Below are 19358 nucleotides of genomic sequence, written 5' to 3'. Positions count from 1 at the left end.
TCCTTTATAGAACGCAGAAAAATGGAAGAAGAAAAGAAACATATTGATGAATTGATTGCAACCTATCTGACCGAAGGTTTGGACAAAAATGCTTTAGCCGAACTAAAAGCATGGATAGCTGCATCACCTGAAAATGAGGATTATTTTATTCAGCAACGGGAAGTCTGGTTCTCTGCCGTGAGCCGTGAAGCCGCGTCGAAATACAATAAAGACAAGGCATTCGATACCTTTAAGAATCGTATCGGGAGCCGGAAGCAAGTGGAGAAAGCTCCTCGCCAGGAATTCCGTTTGTCGGCGTTGTGGCGTTATGCCGCGATTATCGCAGTCATACTTGCAGTAGGATGCTTCTCATATTGGCAGGGAGGAGTGAATGTAAAAGACACTTTTGCAGATATATCCGTAGAGGCTCCTTTAGGATCAAGAACGAAACTTTATTTGCCTGATGGTACATTGGTTTGGTTGAATGCCGGTTCACGAATGACCTACTCACAAGGCTTTGGAGTAGATAACCGTAAAGTAGAATTAGAAGGTGAGGGATATTTTGAAGTCCAACGGAATGAGAAACTCCCTTTCTTTGTAAAGACTAAAGATTTGCAATTGCAGGTATTGGGAACAAAATTTAATTTCCGCGATTATCCGGAAGATCACGAAGTGGTAGTATCCTTGTTGGAAGGGAAAGTGGAATTAAATAATTTACTGAAAAAAGAGAAAGAAGCTTTCCTTGCACCCGACGAGAGAGCGATATTAAACAAAGCGAACGGATTGATGACCGTAGAAACGGTCACAGCCTCCAATGCCTCCCAATGGACGGATGGCTATCTGTTTTTTGATGAAGAACTTTTGCCGGACATCGTGAAAGAACTGGAACGTAGCTACAATGTGAATATCCACATAGCTAATGATTCATTAAATAAATTCCGGTTCTACGGAAACTTCGTCCGTCGGGAACAAAGTATTCAGGAAGTGTTGGATGCGTTGGCATCTACAGAGAAAATACAATATAAAATTGAAGAGCGCAATATAACTATCTATTAACCGGTTACCAGAGATTATAATACTATGATTGTTTAACCTTATAATTGAAGAATATGAGTAAAGGAAATAATACTGAATAGTCTTTAGTGAATGATAAGGAGAGAAAAATAAAAACCGGAAGATCTCGAACATCTTCCGGCTCCTGAATCTCTTCTTCAACAACTTTCAAACGTGAGCATGTTTTCAAAAGAGATTATGCAAAGTTAGCAAAATACATCTCTTTTAAAACGAGTTATTCAAGTTTTAATTAAATAATTTGTTTATTTTATGAATTACAGGAAGAAGGCCATATTAATGGTCGTGGCTCTCTTTTGCCTTAACATAGCAATACTAGCCCAGGCCGTTTCATTGAAAATGAATAATGTTTCAGTGAAAGAAGCAATGACGCAATTGAAGAATAAAAGCGGATATTCTTTCGTATATAAAGTGGGAGACCTGGATACCAGGAAGATTGTAAGTGTAAAGGCAAAACAATTGAATGAAGCTATCGATCAGATATTGTACGGGCAAGAAGTTGTTTATGAGGTAAAGGGCAAGAATATTATTGTCCAAAAAGGGCAAGCGCGGCAGAATACCTCTAAAGACACTAAAAAGCGTAAAGTCACAGGTACAGTGAGCGATGCCAACGGTGAACCGATCATCGGTGCTACCATCAAGGAAAAAGGAACAACCAACGGAACCGCATCTGATTTGGATGCTAAGTTCTCTCTGGAAGTGTCACCGGGAGCTGTATTGGAAGTCTCCTATATCGGTTATCAGACACAGGAAGTAAAGGTGGGCGACCGGGTATCTTTATCTGTCACCTTGGCTGAAAATCTGCAAATATTGGACGAGGTGGTAGTGGTGGGGTATGGTACAACCTCCCGTAAAAACCTGACTACTTCTATCGCTACCGTAAAAACTGAAAAAATATCCAAAGCGGCTACTAGCAATATCTCAGGAATGTTGCTGGGACGTGCTGCCGGTTTGCAGGCAACCGTTGCCAGTCCCCAGCCGGGAGGAGGCATCAATATCTCCATTCGTGGAGGTGGTACACCGATTTATGTGGTGGATGGAGTAGTTATGCCTAGCGGCTCTTTTGAAGTCGGCACGGGAAGTACGTCACTTCCTTCTTCCGTCAATCGTGCCGGACTGGCAGGATTAAATCCCAATGATATTGAATCTATTGAAATCCTGAAGGATGCTTCTGCAGCAATTTATGGTATCGGAGCAGCGGATGGTGTTATTCTGGTGACCACCAAAAAAGGAAAAGAGGGAAAACCGACCATCGTGTATGAAGGAAGCTATTCCGTGCAAAAACATTATCCTTACCTGGATGTATTGAGCGGACCCGAACTGATGAACATGGTGAATGTGTTCAGTAAAGAGAATTATTTATATGACAAAGGCCAGTATCCTTATGGAAATGCCGCTTATGACGATAAATGGACACCTATCTTTACACCGACACAAATAGCCAATGCCCCGACTACGGATTGGCTGGACAAGGTACTGAAAACAGGTGCAGTGACCAATCATAATCTGACGATTAGCGGTGGTTCGGAAAAGTTTAAATACTATCTGGGCGTTAACTACTATAAAGAAGACGCTACCGTTTATAATTCGGATATGGAGCGATACTCCCTGCGTACAAACATCACATCCCAGCTGACTAATTTCCTGAAACTGACAACAATAGTCAACTTGAATCAGAATAATTACACGAACTCTACTGTCGGCGGAGATGTCGGAAACTTAAGAGATCAGGGAGCCGGAGCACTTTTCGGAGCAATCTTCTATCCCTCTTATCTTCCCGTGTACGATGCCGAAGGACAATATAATGTATTCAGCCGGACGCCTAATCCCGTTTCCATGCAAGATATTAATGACAAATCCGAGCAAAATGGTTACTACATGAACTTCTCACTGGATGTCGATATTATCAAGAATATGCTTTCAGCCAAAGTATTGTATGGCTTGAACAAGGAAAATACCTCTCGTGATTCTTACATTCCTTCTGATATTTACTACGCATTGCAACGTAAATCCAGAGGAAACTTAGGATATGGAAAAAGGCAGCAAAGCACTCTCGAAGGTACATTAACATTCCAACATAAATTTGGAGAGTTATTGGATATGAATTTGATGGCCGGTATGGGACGTTATCTTGATAGTGGCGATGGTTCGGATATATCTTATGAAAATGCCAATGACCATATACAGGGAAGTAGCGTAGGTATGGCAGACGGTCCTTTCTATCCGACTTCCTATAAATATAAGAATGAAAAGAGATCACAGTTTGTCAGAGGAAGTTTCGACTTATTCGGACGCTATGTAGTATCCGCTTCATTGCGTCGTGACGGTACGGATAAATTCTTTCCCAGTAAGAAATACGCCTTCTTTCCATCTGTTTCTCTTGCATGGAAGATGAACGAAGAATCATTTATAAAGAATATCTCCTGGATTAATATGTTGAAATTAAGAGCCAGTTACGGTGAAACAGGTAGCGATAACCTGGGTACAACACTATACGGTATTGTAACGACAACCCGCGAGGATGTTCAATTCAATAATAATTCGGTAACTTACATTCCCTACATATTGTCCGGCGCTAACTATGAAGATGTCACCTGGCAAAAGACAGTCATGAAAAATATCGGATTGGATTTTTCTATTTTTAGAGATCGAATCTGGGGTAGTGTAGATGTATTCCGTAACGACGTAACCCATTTGTTGGGAACAGCGCCGACAGAATTATTGGGAATGCACGGAACACGTCCAATTAATGGAGGGCATTATAAACGTACCGGAGTAGATGTAAGTCTGAACTCATTGAATCTCCAGACACATGATTTTAAATGGACCTCTCAAATTACGATGTCCCATTATAACGCAGTATGGATAGAACGTATGCCTAACTATGATTATCAGAAATATCAGAAAAGGAAAAATGAACCGATGAATGCATTCTATTATTATAAAACGACCGATATTATCGATGTGGATAAGAGTAATATGCCCGAATCGCAACGTTCATTGGGACCTGCCGCCTGTATGCCGGGTTATCCTATTGTCGAAGATAAAAACGGTGATGGAATTATTGACGTGAATGACTCTTACATGGATAACATGCTTCCTAAATTATATTTTGGTTTTGGCAATACATTTACATGGAAAAACTTTGATCTGGATATATTTATGTACGGACAATTAGGTGTAAAGAAATGGAATGACGCATATAGTTATAGTGCAGATGCCGGAAATCTCTCCAGAGGAGTGGATGCGCACAATGTTGGTATCTATTCTTATAACATCTGGAATACCCAGACAAACATGAACGGACATTTCCCGGGTATCGCAATCAGTAAATCAGTGGCTTTACCCGAAAATCTGGGCTTTGATTATACAAGAGAAAATGCCTCTTATGTGCGTGTGAGAAACATCACATTGGGATATAACCTGGGTCCCAAAGAATTATCCATATTTAAAGGGTATATTAGAGGAATACGTGTGTTTGTCGACTTTCAGAATCCTTTGACCTTTACCAAATACAAAGGATATGACCCTGAAATCAACACTTCTTCTTCGAATCTGACCGGAGGACAATATCCTCAAATGAGAGTTTATTCAATAGGTGCAAAATTAACCTTCTAAACTTCAAGCTATGAAATCTAACAAATTATGTCGTATGAAAAAGAAGTTCTTTTTACCGATGCTTGTTTCCTTGCAACTCTTATTCGGTAGTTGTGAGAATAATTTTGATCCTTATATTTACGGAGCTTTGTTACAGGGAGAATATCCTTCCACAGAGCAAGAGTATGTTTCCTATATGATGGTTTGCTACCTGCCTTATACTACGGTTTGGACGTATGATATGGGTTCGGGTGGTTTGCAACATGGTATTCATATACAGTCTGGAGGAGCGGTGCGTATGTTTGATTCTGCTTCTGATATATGTGCGCCTGCTACCACAGTAGGTGCAGACTGGGAACGCCTTAGTAAAGGAGATTACAGTAATTGCTTTTATTACTGGCGTGGAAATGTAGACGACGGTGGTAACTTGAATCATTTCCCGAAAACAGCCCAGGTGACCCGTATGACTGAAGTGATTGGAACGTTGGAAAAAGCTCCCCTGACTGCTCTTACGGAAGAAAAGAAGAATAATTTACTTGGAGAAGCACGTTTGTGTCGTGGATTGATGATGTACTTCCTGTTGCATGTTTACGGTCCCGTACCGGTAATCCTGGATCCCGAAAAAGTAATTGATCCGGAAGCGTTGTCGAATACCGTGCGCCCTTCTTTGGATGAAATGACTCAATGGATTACGGATGATCTGGAATTTGCCGCAAAGAATGCTCCCGAAGTAGCCCCGGATTTGGGACGCTATACGCGTGACTATGCCCGCTTCTGCCTGATGAAACACTGTCTGAACGAGGGTGAACACATGGAAGGTTATTATCAGAGAGCGATTGATATGTATAATGAACTCAATACGGGCAAATATGATTTGTTTAAAACCGGAAGTACTCCGTACGTTGACCTGTTCAAGAATGCCAATAAATTCAATAAAGAAATGATTATGGCTGTCAGTTGTAGCCCTACTGCTGATGGTAACCCGAAGCATGGAAATGCGAATCCTTTCCTGATGTGGGCTTTACCTTCTGATGTGGCAAAAGGGGATCCTTTTCCAATGGGAGGTGGATGGTTCCAGGCTTTCAGTATGGATAAAAAATACTACGATGCTTTCGAAAGCAACGACGGTCGTCTGAAAACCATTGTAACCAGTTATAAGGACAAGAATGGTGTCGTTATCAACAAAGATAATCTGGGGGTGAGATGGAACGGATATATTATAAATAAATTCCCGCAGGAGACGATGACTACTTTCCAGGGTACCGATATTCCTTTGGCAAGATGGGCCGATGTATTATTGATGTATGCAGAGGCAGAAGTGCGTAAAACAGGAACTGTACCTTCCGTAGCTGCTATAAATGCGGTGAATCAGGTGAGGAAAAGAGCCGGGCTGTCGGACTTGCCGAGTGTGACAACCAATACAAAAGACGCTTTTTTAAACGCTATTCTGATAGAGCGGGGACATGAATTTTTCTATGAAGGTAATCGAAAGATTGACTTGATCCGTTTTAATAAATACGCGCAAGAAATGTATAAGGCAAAAGGCATAATGCCGACGCATCAATACATGCCGATTCCTAACTATGCAGTCGAACAGGCCATTTCTTATGGAAAAGAGCTGAAGCAGACTTGGGAACGTCCGGGTTGGGCGGAGGATAAGAGCAAAGCGCAACAAAGTATAAATTAAACCTATTAACTGAATAAAAGATATGAAACGTATGAGTTACTATATAATTGGTCTATTATTGTCTTTAATGAGTTGGTCGTGTTCGGATGATGCAGAAACAGGCAGAGAAGAAATTCCAGTGGAAACTGATGGCGGATATTTGTTCGCCCACATGACTAATGCAAATTATGGAAAGTTATATTATGCTGTTTCCCGGGATGGCATCAACTGGGAAACACTGAATAAAGGCCGGATCATCAATAGCGCTTACATTGGACATCCTGATATTTGTCAGGGACATGACGGAGCTTTCTATATGATTGCAGTCAATCCGCTGGCTTTGTGGCGTTCGGAAAATCTGGTGACATGGACATCTACCCAGTTGAATGAAATGATTTTTAATCGTAGTAATGCACAGGGATTCTATACTACCTATTATTGGGGAGCACCCAAAATGTTTTATGACAAGGATAGCGAACAGTACATTATAAGCTGGCATGCCTGCAACGACCCGGATAAGGACGATTGGGACAGTATGCGCACTCTCTATGTGTTGACAAAGGATTTCGAGACCTATACGGAACCACAGAAATTATTCAATTTTACCGGTACGGATGAGAATATGGCTATTATCGATGCTATTATCCGTAAAGTAAACGGTGTTTATTATGCGATTATGAAAGACGAACGCGATCCGGCTGTTGCCCCGGAAACAGGGAAAACAGTCCGTATTGCCACCTCTTCCAATCTGACTGGTCCTTATACCAATCCGGGAGCACCTGTCACTCCGAATGATATGATGCGTGAAGCACCTATTTTTATCGAACGGCCGAATCATAGCGGTTGGTTTATTTATGCGGAATCTTATGCAGCCAAACCTTATGGGTATCATTTGTTTCAGTCGACCTCTATGGACGGGCCATGGAAAGAACGTACTTTCTCCGGACCTAATGTAAAGGATGGTACGGACAGACCCGGCGCACGACACGGCTGTATTGTGAAGGTGAACGAAACAGTTTATCAAGCTCTGCTGAAAGCATATAAAAAATAAATGTATAATCTTAATATGACTGCATTATGAAATATTATATATATACGGTCCTTCTGTTGCTGTTAACGGCATCTTGCAGTGATGACGTACAGAAATGGGATCAATGGCCGGAATGGAAACTTGCCTCTCCTCTTTCTGTAGGAGGTCAAGTGTTGGATGAAGAGATTTACTCTAATTTTCAGGGAAAAAAGCTTCATCTGGAAAAAGGACAGGAAGTCGAGTTTTCGGGGATTGACGAAATAGAATCCATTCTTTCACCGGATTACTTTGAATATGTGTCCGAAAATAAGGCCCGTTTCAAAGGAGAGACGGCTGATTATAGTGTGCTTTATGATCCTGCTAATGAGCTTTTGTACATAGAAAAAGCCGGGGCGACCTATCCGGACGGATTATGGTTCTGCGGAGCCAACTGGGGACATCCTCAAGCGAGGCTGGTTACCACAAGCGGTTGGAGTATGGACGGACCTAACAATGTGCTTTATTGTTATAAAAGTGCCGACAATGTTTTTCAACTGACTCTCTATCTGGCTAATAACTTCTCATTTAAGTTTTTCAAGCATAGAGGCTGGGGAGAGGGAGACAATGAGATCACTACTCTTCCCGAAGATAATATCACTCTAACTACCCCTTTCTTGGTTGCCGGAAAGACGGGAGGAGATTTTATTCCGGGACCGCTGTTCCAACCCGGAGTTTATCTTATCACGCTCGATTTGAACAATAACACTTGTGCTTTTGAAGCGAAAGATGAGAATATTCAAGAACAATCTTTCCTGGTTAACGGTCAGGAAATGGGTATATTAGAAGAGGCTTCATCTTTTCTGGGCATTGCTTTGGAACTTCATAAAGGTGATGAAGTGACTTTCAGCAATTTTGGTGATGTGAGAAAGATGCTTCAACCGGATTTCTTTGAAAACATAACAAAAGATAAAGCTACATTTATAGGAGTAGACGGAAACTATAAATTGTATTATGATCCGATAAACAAACTGACATATCTGGAAAACCGCTCGGTAAATTATCCGGATGGGTTATGGGTTTGCGGATCCAGTTTCGGACATCCTCAAGCCGGACGGGTGACTGTCGGTGCATGGACTTTCAACTTGCCGAGTGATGCATTCCAGTGTGTGAAGGTAGCAGACAATATTTTTGAAACCACCCTTTATCTGGTTAAAGATTTCCAGTTTAAATTCTACAAACAACGTCCTTGGGGAGGTGAACTGGCTAGTACTATTGTCAATACGCAACCTGTTAATTTATTGGGTAAGGGATGGTATTACAGTGATCCGGCAACAGGTGGCACTGGTGGCGGACATTTTACCGGTGATTTTGTAGCCGGACCGGATTTCACACCGGGAGTATATCGTGTCCGGATAGATTTGAATAAGAATATATGTATGTTTATTGATAAGGTGGATGAAGGACAACTTGGACCGGAATCTTATAAAATAAATGGTACGGAACTGACTCAATCTACTAATCCAAGCTATATCGCTGTAGAGTTAAACCTCACGAAAGGACAAGTGGTCGATTTCGAAGGATTTAGTTATCTGGACTATATGCTTCAACCGGAATACTTTACGAATGAAAATGGACAATATAAGTTTAACGCTCCGGACGGTAAGTATCGGATTTCATATAATAAGGATAGAGAACTTATATATGTAGAGAAAACGACCGATACGGAATTCCCGGAAACAGTATGGATAACTGGAGCTGCCTTCGGCCATCCTAGAATCAGCGGACTCCTTCCCGATGACATTGGAAATTGGGGATGGGATAATCCAAAAGACTTTATTTGTTGTGTGAAGACCGGAGATCGTGTATATGAAACTAACCTCCTTCTGAACAACGATTTCATGTTCAGATTTTATAAAAGAAAAGGTTGGAATAATGAAATTACTTCGTTTGATGTGACCATCGTATCTGAAGGTGATTTAATAGCCCGGGGCGGTTATTGGGATGGAGATCAATGGAAGGAAACAGAGAACTTTGGACCGGGAAATAATTTCAGAGCCGGTATATATCATGTCAAACTGGATATGAATACAAATACCTGTACGTTTACAAAGAGATAATAGTCTGACATAGGTATTAGTGTTACATAAGATAAAGAGGCCGGGTTTCACCGAAACACGACCTCTTTATACAAATAGCAATGTGGCTTTTTCTTTCAGAAATGTCTTATCATATAGATTCTAAAAATAATATTCATGAAGAATTTCCTATTTGTCTTAACTTTATTGTTTTCATTATCATCCTTTTCCCAGTCTCCGGTCGATAAGTCTTTTCCTCCGGAAGAGTTGTTTGCTTTGGGCTCTTACTATTATCCCGAGCAATGGGATTCCTCCCAATGGGAGCGTGATTTGAAGAAAATGTCGGAAATGGGCATCAAATTCACCCATTTTGCAGAGTTCGCCTGGTCTATGATGGAACCGGAAGAGGGAGAATATCATTTTGAATGGCTGGATCGTGCAGTCTCTCTGGCGGAGAAGTATGGTCTGAAAGTAATCATGTGTACACCTACCCCCACGCCTCCCGTCTGGCTGTCGAAAAAATATCCCGACATACTGATTCAACGGGATAATGGAGTGACCATTCAACACGGACGACGTCAGCACGCTTCCTGGAGTAGCGATCGCTATCGTCATTATGTAGAAAATATCGTTTCCCGCCTGGCAATACATTATGGCAATAATCCCACTGTTATCGGCTGGCAGATTGACAATGAACCGGGACACTACGGGGTGGTAGATTACAGTGAAAATGCACAAGCCAAATTCCGTATCTGGTTACAGAAGAAATACGGCACTATTGACAAACTGAATGATACCTGGGGTGCCTCTTTCTGGAGTGAAACCTATCAGAACTTCGAGCAGGTTCGCCTTCCCAACCAGCAGGAAGTACCTGATAAGGCCAATCCTCACGCCATGCTCGATTTGAACCGCTTTATGGCGGATGAACTGGCAGGCTTTGTCAATATGCAGGCAGACATCCTTCGGCGGCATATCCACAAAGACCAATGGATCACTACCAACCTGATACCTATTTTCAATCCGGTCGATCCGGTACGGATCGATCATCCGGACTTCCTGACCTACACCCGCTATCTGGTGACCGGACATAATCAGGGAATAGGCAGCCAGGGTTTCCGGATGGGTATTCCGGAAGATCTCGGTTTCTCAAACGACCAGTTCCGTAATCGCGTAGGTAAAGCCTTTGGAGTTATGGAACTCCAACCCGGGCAGGTGAACTGGGGAGTGTATAACCCCCAACCTTTACCCGGTGCCATCCGTATGTGGGTGTATCACGTCTTTGCAGGTGGTGGAAAATTCGTATGCAATTACCGTTTCCGTCAACCTCTGAAAGGCAGTGAGCAATATCATTACGGTATGATAATGACTGATGGAGTAACTCTTTCTCCGGGCGGTGAAGAATATGTACGCATTACGCAGGAGATGAAAAAACTGCGTGCCGCCTATGATAAGAAAAATCGTATGCCCGGTCAACTGGCCTCCCGGCGTATTGGTTTACTTTTCGATATGAGTAATTATTGGGAAATGGAGTTTCAGCGGCAGACGGATCAATGGCGGACGATGGCTCACGTGCATAAATATTACAATCTGCTAAAATCTTTTGCAGCTCCGGTAGACGTGATTTCGGAGAAAGAGGATTTTTCCGGTTATCCTTTCTTGATAGCTCCTGCCTATCAGTTGCTTGACAACAAGCTGGTGGAACGTTGGACTGAATATGTGAAGAAGGGAGGACATCTGATCCTGACTTGCCGTACCGGTCAGAAAGACCGTGACGCCAAACTGTGGGAGGCTCCTTTGGCTGCTCCGATTCATCAACTAGCCGGAATAAATAGCCTGTATTATGACCATCTGCCCCACAATCTGTACGGAAAGATCGATTTCGAGGGTAAGGAATTTGCCTGGAATAATTGGGGAGACGTACTGACACCGGCTGCCGGAACAGATGTGTGGGCTGTCTATACAGACCAGTTCTATAAGGGAGCCGCTTCCGTGATACACCACAAACTGGGTAAGGGAACGGTCACTTATATCGGAACGGATACCGATGACGGCAAACTGGAAAAAGAGGTGGTACGTCGTGTATATACAGAAGCAGGCGTATCGACCGAAGATTTGCCGTACGGAGTAGTGAAAGAATGGCGTGACGGTTTTTACATCGCCTTGAATTATACGTCGGACATTCAGGAAATAGTCATTCCCGATGAGGCGGAGGTACTGATTGGCAGTGCACGCCTTGAACCTGCGGGAGTAGTGGTGTGGAAAGAAAAATCGGACAACAAGCATAAATAACCCAATAACAAGAAAAATGAAGATAAAAAATCTTATATCTTGTGCCCTTTGCGGGCTTACTCTCTTTGCCTGCTCACCGTCCGGGGGAGAGAAAGATGCGGAAATGGACTGTTTCATTACCGACTTAATGGAGCGGATGACTCTCCGTGAGAAACTCGGACAACTGAACCTGCCTTCGGGCGGTGATCTCGTGACAGGTTCGGTGATGAACGGTGAACTTAGCGATATGATTCGCAAACAGGAAATAGGCGGCTTCTTCAATGTCAAGGGGATCCAGAAAATTAATGCCCTGCAACACCTTGCGGTAGAAGAAAGCCGGTTGAAAATACCTCTACTTGTAGGTGCAGACGTTATCCACGGTTACGAAACTATTTTCCCGATCCCATTGGCGCTTTCTTGCAGTTGGGACACTCTGGCCGTCGAACGTATGGCACGCATCTCTGCCATTGAAGCCAGCGCAGACGGTATTAACTGGACATTCAGCCCGATGGTCGATATTTGTCGTGACGCCCGCTGGGGACGTATCGCAGAAGGGAGTGGGGAAGATCCTTACCTGGGTTCTTTAATGGCTAAAGCGTATGTGCGTGGTTATCAGGGAAACAATATGCAGGGCAACGATGAAATACTTGCCTGTGTGAAACATTTTGCACTTTATGGAGCGTCTGAATCAGGACGTGATTATAATGTGGTGGATATGAGCTGCCTGCGTATGTATAACGAATATCTGGCTCCTTATAAAGCTGCCGTTGATGCCGGTGTAGGTAGTGTCATGAGTTCTTTTAATATCGTCGACGGTATTCCTGCCACGGCCAATAAATGGTTACTGACCGATCTGCTTCGGGATGAATGGGGTTTCGGGGGACTATTGGTGACAGATTATAATTCGATAGCCGAAATGTCCTCCCACGGTGTCGCCCCTCTGAAAGAAGCTTCCATACGTGCTTTGCAGGCAGGGACAGATATGGATATGGTTTCCTGTGGTTTTCTGAACACACTGGAAGAATCCCTGAAAGAAGGAAAAGTGACGGAAGAACAGATAAATGCGGCCTGCCGTCGTGTCCTGGAAGCTAAATATAAATTGGGGTTATTCTCCGATCCGTATAAATATTGTGATACTCTGCGTACCCGGGAAAAACTTTATACGGCCGAACATCGTTCTTCCGCCCGTACGATTGCAACTGAAACTTTTGTTTTGTTGAAGAACGATCATCATCTGCTTCCTTTGGACATAAAAGGAAAGATTGCCCTGATCGGTCCGATGGCAGATGCACGTAATAATATGTGTGGAATGTGGAGTATGACATGTACTCCTTCCCGGCACGGAACGTTACTGGAAGGAATCCGTTCGGCAGCGGGTGATAAGGCTGAAATACTATACGCGAAAGGCAGTAACATATATTATGATGCAGAAACGGAAAAGGCTGCTACGGGTATTCGGCCGCTTGAACGTGGAGACAACCGGCAGTTATTGGATGAGGCTTTGCGTATAGCTGCCCGTGCTGATGTGATTGTAGCTGCTTTGGGTGAGTGTGCGGAAATGAGTGGTGAATCGGTTTCACGTACCAATCTGGAGATACCCGATGCTCAACAGGACTTATTAAAAGCTCTGGTGAAGACGGGCAAACCTGTCGTACTTCTTTTGTTCACGGGTCGTCCTTTGGTTTTGAACTGGGAGGCTACAAATGTACATTCCATCTTGAATGTCTGGTTTGGAGGTAGTGAAACGGGGGATGCGGTTGCTGACGTACTGTTCGGCAAGGTAGCTCCAAGCGGTAAACTGACAACGACTTTCCCGCGTTCGGTGGGACAGTTGCCATTATTCTACAATCATCTGAATACCGGTCGTCCTGATCCTGACAATCGTATATTTAATCGTTATGCCAGCAATTATCTGGATGAGAGTAATGAGCCTCTGTATCCGTTCGGATATGGTTTGAGTTATACAGACTTTGTTTATAGTGATCTTCAGATTAGCTCGGAAACTTTACCTAAAAACGGTGAGTTAACGGTTTCTGTGACTGTTACCAATAAAGGAAACTACGACGGTTACGAGACAGTGCAGCTATATCTTCGTGATATATATGCAGAGATTGCCCGTCCGGTAAAGGAGTTGAAAGGCTTTAAACGTATTTTCCTGAAGAGTGGTGAAAGTCGTGACATTAACTTCGTTATCACGGAAAATGATCTGAAATTCTATAATTCCGGTTTGGAATATATCTATGAACCAGGAGAATTTGATGTCATGGTAGGATCGAACTCCCGTGATGTACAAACCAAGCGGTTTAGAGCTGAATGATGGATACAGTATAACTCAAAGGTGAAAATTAAAATAAATAGACTTGTATATTAATCAATTGAAATAGCATGAAAAATAAATGGTGTGTTAGTGTTGCATTTTTATTCTTTTTAGTGGGGATATGTATAAATGCTTGTACGCAGGAGTGCAACTCCTCAAACAATGATCGTTGGTCAGAAGAGAAAATACAGAAATGGTATGACGACCAGGATTGGCTGATAGGTTGCAATTATATTCCGGCAACAGCAATCAATCAGATAGAAATGTGGAGTGCGGATACTTTCAATCCTAAACAAATAGATAAAGAACTGTCATGGGCACATGATCTGGGTTTTAATACCTTACGGGTTTTCTTAAGCAGTGTAGTATGGAAAAACGATGCGAAAGGCATGAAAAAACGTATGGATGAATTTCTGAATATTTGTAAGAAGTACTCAATTCGTCCTATGTTTGTATTCTTTGATGACTGTTGGAATGCTGAATCTGCTTATGGCAAACAACCAGAACTGAAGCCGGGAGTTCATAATTCCGGATGGGTACAGGACCCTTCGTGCAGCTTGCGCAAGGATACACTGACTTTGTATCCTTTTCTACAAGAGTATGTCAAAGATATTATACGCACTTACGCTCATGATGACCGGATATTGATGTGGGATTTATATAATGAACCCGGAAATAGTAAACACGAGGAAACCTCTTTGTCTTTATTGACCAATGTTTTTCGCTGGGTACGCGACTGTAAACCGTCACAACCGATTACTGCCGGTGTCTGGGACTATAATTCTCCCCGCAAGAATGTTCTGAATGCATTTATGCTGAATCATTCGGATATTATCTCTTATCATAATTACGATAATGAGGCACAGCATGCCGAGTGCATCAAGTTTCTAAAGATGCTTAACCGTCCGTTGATCTGTACCGAATATATGGCCCGCCGCAATGACAGCCGTTTTTGCAATGTCCTTCCTCTGATGAAAAAAGAAAAGACCGGAGCTATTAATTGGGGATTTGTTGCAGGAAAGACAAATACTATTTTTGCTTGGGATGAAGTGATTCCGTCGGGAGAAGAGCCGGAGTTATGGTTCCATGATATTTATCGTTCTAACGGAGTACCTTTTCAGCAGGAAGAAGTCGATTGCATAAAATCTCTGACAGGAAGAAGATAGAATCTCGTATTCATTTTTCATTTCTGTTTTTTAGTTTTCATATAGGTTACTACCATATATTATTTTATTTTTGCATCATTCTTCTTATGATTTGATAACTACTATAATTAAAACCATGAAAAAACTGAAGATTTTATTATTTCTATGTGTTGTCGCATGTACGCTTACGGTACAAGCACAAAAACAATTTACCTTGAACTCTCCGGATGGGAAACTCCAAACAACTATTACCGTCGGTGATAAGTTGACTTATGACATCCATTGTGACGGACGTCAGATACTGGCTTCTTCTTCAATTTCAATGACATTGGATAATGGAGAAGTTTGGGGAGAGAAAGCAAAGTTGGCCGGCACTTCCGGGAAAAAAGTAGATCAGATGGTTCCTTCTCCTTTCTATCGCGCCAACGAACTAAGAGATTACTATAATGAACTGACTCTCCGGTTTAAGAAAGATTGGAACGTAGAGTTTCGTGCTTACAATGATGGTATTGCATATCGCTTTGTCAGCCGGTCGAAGAAACCTTTCAATGTAGTGGATGAAACTGTAGATTACCGTTTCCCGTCCGATATGGTAGCCTCTGTTCCGTATGTAAAAGCGGGGAAAGACGGTGATTACGAATCCCAATATTTCAATTCTTTCGAGAACACTTATACTACTGATCGATTATCGAAACTGAATAAAAAACGTTTGATGTTTCTGCCGTTAGTAGTGGATGCTGGTGAAGGTGTCAAGATTTGTATCACAGAATCCGGTTTGGAGAATTATCCCGGTCTCTATTTATCTGCTGCTGAAGGGGAAAACCGGTTGACGGGTCAATTCGCTCCTTATCCCAAGAAGACGGTGCAGGGCGGACACAATCAACTTCAGATGTTGGTGAAAGAGCGTGAAGCTTACATTGCCAAAGTAGATAACCCCCGAAGTTTTCCATGGCGAATGAGCATTGTTACCACTTCCGATAAAGATTTGGCGGCAAGCAACTTGAGCTATTTGTTGGCTGCTCCTTCCCGTCTGACGGATATTTCATGGATCAAACCCGGTAAAGTGGCATGGGATTGGTGGAATAACTGGAACTTGGATGGCGTTGATTTTATCACCGGAGTAAATAATCCGACTTATAAAGCATATATTGATTTCGCTTCTGCAAACGGAATAGAATATGTAATCCTTGATGAAGGTTGGGCAGTCAACCTGCAGGCGGATTTGATGCAAGTAGTGAAAGATATTAATCTGAAAGAACTGGTAGATTATGCAGCTTCCAAAAATGTAGGTATCATTCTTTGGGCTGGTTATTATGCCTTCGATCGTGATATGGAGAACGTTTGCCGTTATTTTGCCGACATGGGAGTCAAAGGCTTTAAGGTCGATTTTATGGATCGTGACGATCAGTATATGACAGCATTCAATTATCGGGCTGCCGAAATGTGTGCTAAATATAAATTGATTCTCGATTTGCATGGAACGCATAAACCGGCCGGCTTGAATCGTACCTATCCGAATGTGTTGAACTTTGAAGGGGTTAATGGCTTGGAACAGATGAAATGGAGTCCGGCTTCGGTCGATCAGGTGAAGTATGACGTACTGTTGCCTTTCACCCGTCAGGTTTCCGGTCCGATGGATTACACCCAAGGCGCGATGCGTAATGCTTCGAAAGGTAACTATTATCCTTGTAACTCGGAACCTATGAGCCAGGGAACTCGCTGTCGCCAACTTGCTCTGTATGTGGTATTCGAGTCTCCTTTCAATATGCTGTGCGATGCGCCAAGCAACTATATGCGCGAACTGGAATCGACCGAATTTATTGCCAATATTCCGACCGTATGGGATGAAAGTATCGTGCTTGATGGCAAAATGGGAGAGTACATCGTAACGGCACGCCGGGCAGGAAATGTCTGGTATGTAGGTGGAATTACCGATTGGACGGCACGTGATATTGAAGTAGATTGTTCCTTCTTGGGCGACAAGACATACGATGCTACATTATTTAAGGATGGAGTGAATGCCCACCGGGTTGGACGTGATTATAAATGTGAATCTTTCCGGATAAAGAATGACAGTAAGTTGAAGATTCATTTGGCACCCGGAGGCGGTTTTGCACTGAAGATCAAATAATAGCTACTTTAGATTCTATATTCTATCTAAATATTGAACCGGATTTAATAAGTCTGAAATAGGTTCGATGCTGTATCAGTAAATTTGATACAGCATCGAATTTTTATGAACAGGCCGATTGAGGACCTGCCGTGCAATGACAAATTAGAACGTGTCAGGATAATGCCGCAATACCTGTTCCTATCAGATTGGCATTATTCATACTTTTTATGTCGATCTCTACGTCTTCCAAACCAAATAAACTGAAGAGTTCCCGTAATTTCTCCATGACAATCATATTATAGTTTTTATCTTTTCTGTTCTTGCTCCAGAAAAGACTTCCTTCGGCAACCAGGCAAATTCTCCTTATCTCCTTATTGTATGACTTTAGCAACATGATAAGCCCTGTAAGTGAAGCTGCAACCAATTGCGCCGATCTGCCATATATCCACTGTGCTACCTGCACATACACTTCTTTATAAATATCGGGATAGTTCATGATAGAGGTAAGCTTTTGTGCATCGAATTTTTCTTCAAATTCTTCCAGAGGGAAAGTCGCTTTTAGAATGTCTCCCAAGTACATGCCGGATACAGCTTTCTCGAAACGTTGTCTTCCCGGATTGTCGGAGATTACATCTACCGTATTATCTACTGCAGTGAGGAATGGCGGATGGAAGTTCCCCGACTCCAGATTAACGGGAATCAATCCATCGACCTTATGTGACGGACTTAACTTCTTAATTTTGTCAGCCGGAATAAAAGTAGCCATATTGGTGCCTGTTCCCACAATCAGACCTATATATGCATCGTAACTGCTGTCGGTAAGTCCTGCAAATAAACTGGCTACGGTGTCATTAAGCACTTTTATATTCGTAAACTTGATTTTATTTCTTTCGTTTAGATAGTCCAGTAAAGGCTTCCCTACCACTTCTCCGATCATCTCTTTTATGTCAACTCCTTTTGTCCAGCGTAAGAGTTTGGCATCTCCGCTTGGCACAGACTCTGTCGGATAAGAAAAGCAATATCCGATTGGCATTTCTTTCTCCCGTTTTATTCCGGTAATCATGTCTGCCAATTCTTTGAATAACTCCTCGCGGGTATAGCCGGGAGATTTCATAACCGACATGTCTTTCTTCCAACCATTGTTGGGGTGAATGGTTGGAGGAACTTTACTGAAGTCAACGATTGCCACCCGATAATTGGTTCCTCCCAAATCAAGCACTAACGATTTACCATTAATACTACTTGCTTTCGGAGTGATAAAAGTTGGAATGCATTGTATCTCTGCATTTTCAGTGTTCAATCCCTCTTCTACTTTTGCTTTGAATGAACGGGCAATTTCTTTGAGTTGCTCATTATCTAACTGAAAAATATTCTTCTCCATGATATTGACTTTTATTGTGTATACTATGATATATATGAATAACAACTGAAAAGGAATTTTGCTCGGTCGGTCGGTATACGGTATATGGATTCGGCCGGATTCCTGATTTATCTCTTTCTTTTTTGCTCTTTCCTAAAAAATAACCTTTCGTTGAATTCAAGTTCTCCTGCAAATGATTTTTCATTTTCATTTCTCATGTTCTCATAAGTGGTATGGTATTTGTTTGTAAATCAATAATATAATGCTATGAGAAATAAACTGTAAAATGGTATTTCTCATAGTATTTCCATCATTTATCCTTAAAAAAGCTGCATTTCTCATCGGTTTCAACTCATTTCTCCTCTTATTCTCATACTCCTTTTATCTATTTTGCTCATTTCTCATGCATGATGGCTGTAGCTTTTTCCGGACTATCGCCGGACTTGCGATTATTCCTTTCCTTATGTCGTTTATTAATCAACTTCCTATTGTTTACTGCTTTCCTGTGTATCATTCACCTTATATCTTTATGTTTTTCCTTAATCATTTTCATTCCTTCCTACCTGTATCTGTATCGTTCCACTCCAGTGAACAGATCGTTCCACTCGAGTGGACGGTTCTTTTCACTCTAGTGCACAAGCCTGTTCACTGGAGTGGAACGATACAGATACAGGTAGGAAACAGGGAAAACGCATTATACTCTTTCCTTAATCTTTTATACATTTATCTTACACCAATATTGTCTTTTCATCTTATTA

10 protein-coding genes are annotated in these 19358 nt (G+C 42.2%); 9 read left to right on the top strand and 1 reads right to left on the bottom strand.

The window, feature by feature from the left end; all coding sequences use genetic code 11:
* The first annotated feature begins 21 nt into the window (after positions 1–21).
* The 9 genes from AB5217_RS22570 to AB5217_RS22530 all read left to right on the top strand — a co-directional run bounded on the left by AB5217_RS22570 (position 22) and on the right by AB5217_RS22530 (position 17258).
* Entirely contained in the window at positions 22–1035 is a 1014-nt protein-coding gene (locus AB5217_RS22570; RefSeq protein WP_004307061.1) for a FecR family protein, read from the top strand.
* Between the two features lie 267 nt (positions 1036–1302).
* Positions 1303–4668 (top strand): SusC/RagA family TonB-linked outer membrane protein, encoded by a 3366-nt coding sequence (locus AB5217_RS22565; RefSeq protein WP_368112835.1) that lies wholly within the window; start codon positions 1303–1305, stop codon positions 4666–4668.
* 10 nt (positions 4669–4678) lie between these two features.
* Positions 4679–6334, top strand: coding sequence for a RagB/SusD family nutrient uptake outer membrane protein (locus AB5217_RS22560; RefSeq protein WP_004307063.1), 1656 nt, complete (start codon positions 4679–4681; stop codon positions 6332–6334).
* 31 nt (positions 6335–6365) lie between these two features.
* Complete coding sequence (locus AB5217_RS22555; RefSeq protein ID WP_004310635.1) at positions 6366–7364, top strand: family 43 glycosylhydrolase; 999 nt, start codon at positions 6366–6368, stop codon at positions 7362–7364.
* Between the two features lie 26 nt (positions 7365–7390).
* Entirely contained in the window at positions 7391–9439 is a 2049-nt protein-coding gene (locus AB5217_RS22550; protein WP_004327202.1) for a DUF5125 domain-containing protein, read from the top strand.
* A 135-nt stretch (positions 9440–9574) separates the two neighbouring features.
* Positions 9575–11686 (top strand): beta-galactosidase, encoded by a 2112-nt coding sequence (locus tag AB5217_RS22545; RefSeq protein WP_004327203.1) that lies wholly within the window; start codon positions 9575–9577, stop codon positions 11684–11686.
* Positions 11687–11702: 16 nt separating this feature from the next.
* Positions 11703–13982: a beta-glucosidase BglX gene (bglX, locus tag AB5217_RS22540; protein ID WP_004327204.1), complete on the top strand. Its 2280-nt coding sequence runs from the start codon at positions 11703–11705 to the stop codon at positions 13980–13982.
* 68 nt (positions 13983–14050) lie between these two features.
* Positions 14051–15148: a cellulase family glycosylhydrolase gene (locus tag AB5217_RS22535; RefSeq protein ID WP_004327205.1), complete on the top strand. Its 1098-nt coding sequence runs from the start codon at positions 14051–14053 to the stop codon at positions 15146–15148.
* A 115-nt stretch (positions 15149–15263) separates the two neighbouring features.
* A complete protein-coding gene (locus AB5217_RS22530) occupies positions 15264–17258 on the top strand; it encodes a glycoside hydrolase family 97 protein (protein ID WP_004327206.1) in 1995 nt (664 codons plus the stop codon).
* A 154-nt stretch (positions 17259–17412) separates the two neighbouring features.
* On the opposite strand, the gene AB5217_RS22525 is transcribed toward AB5217_RS22530, so the two are convergent.
* Entirely contained in the window at positions 17413–18621 is a 1209-nt protein-coding gene (locus tag AB5217_RS22525) for a hexokinase (protein ID WP_004307069.1), read from the bottom strand.
* Positions 18622–19358: the final 737 nt, after the last annotated feature.

Source organism: Bacteroides sp. MSSM.1001136sp1_RTP21357st2_D2_RTP21359_211015 (assembly GCF_040913205.1).
In the GTDB taxonomy this organism is placed as follows: domain Bacteria; phylum Bacteroidota; class Bacteroidia; order Bacteroidales; family Bacteroidaceae; genus Bacteroides; species Bacteroides ovatus.
Note: the sequence above shows the minus strand (reverse complement) of the source record. Positions and strands in the feature narration are given on the sequence as shown.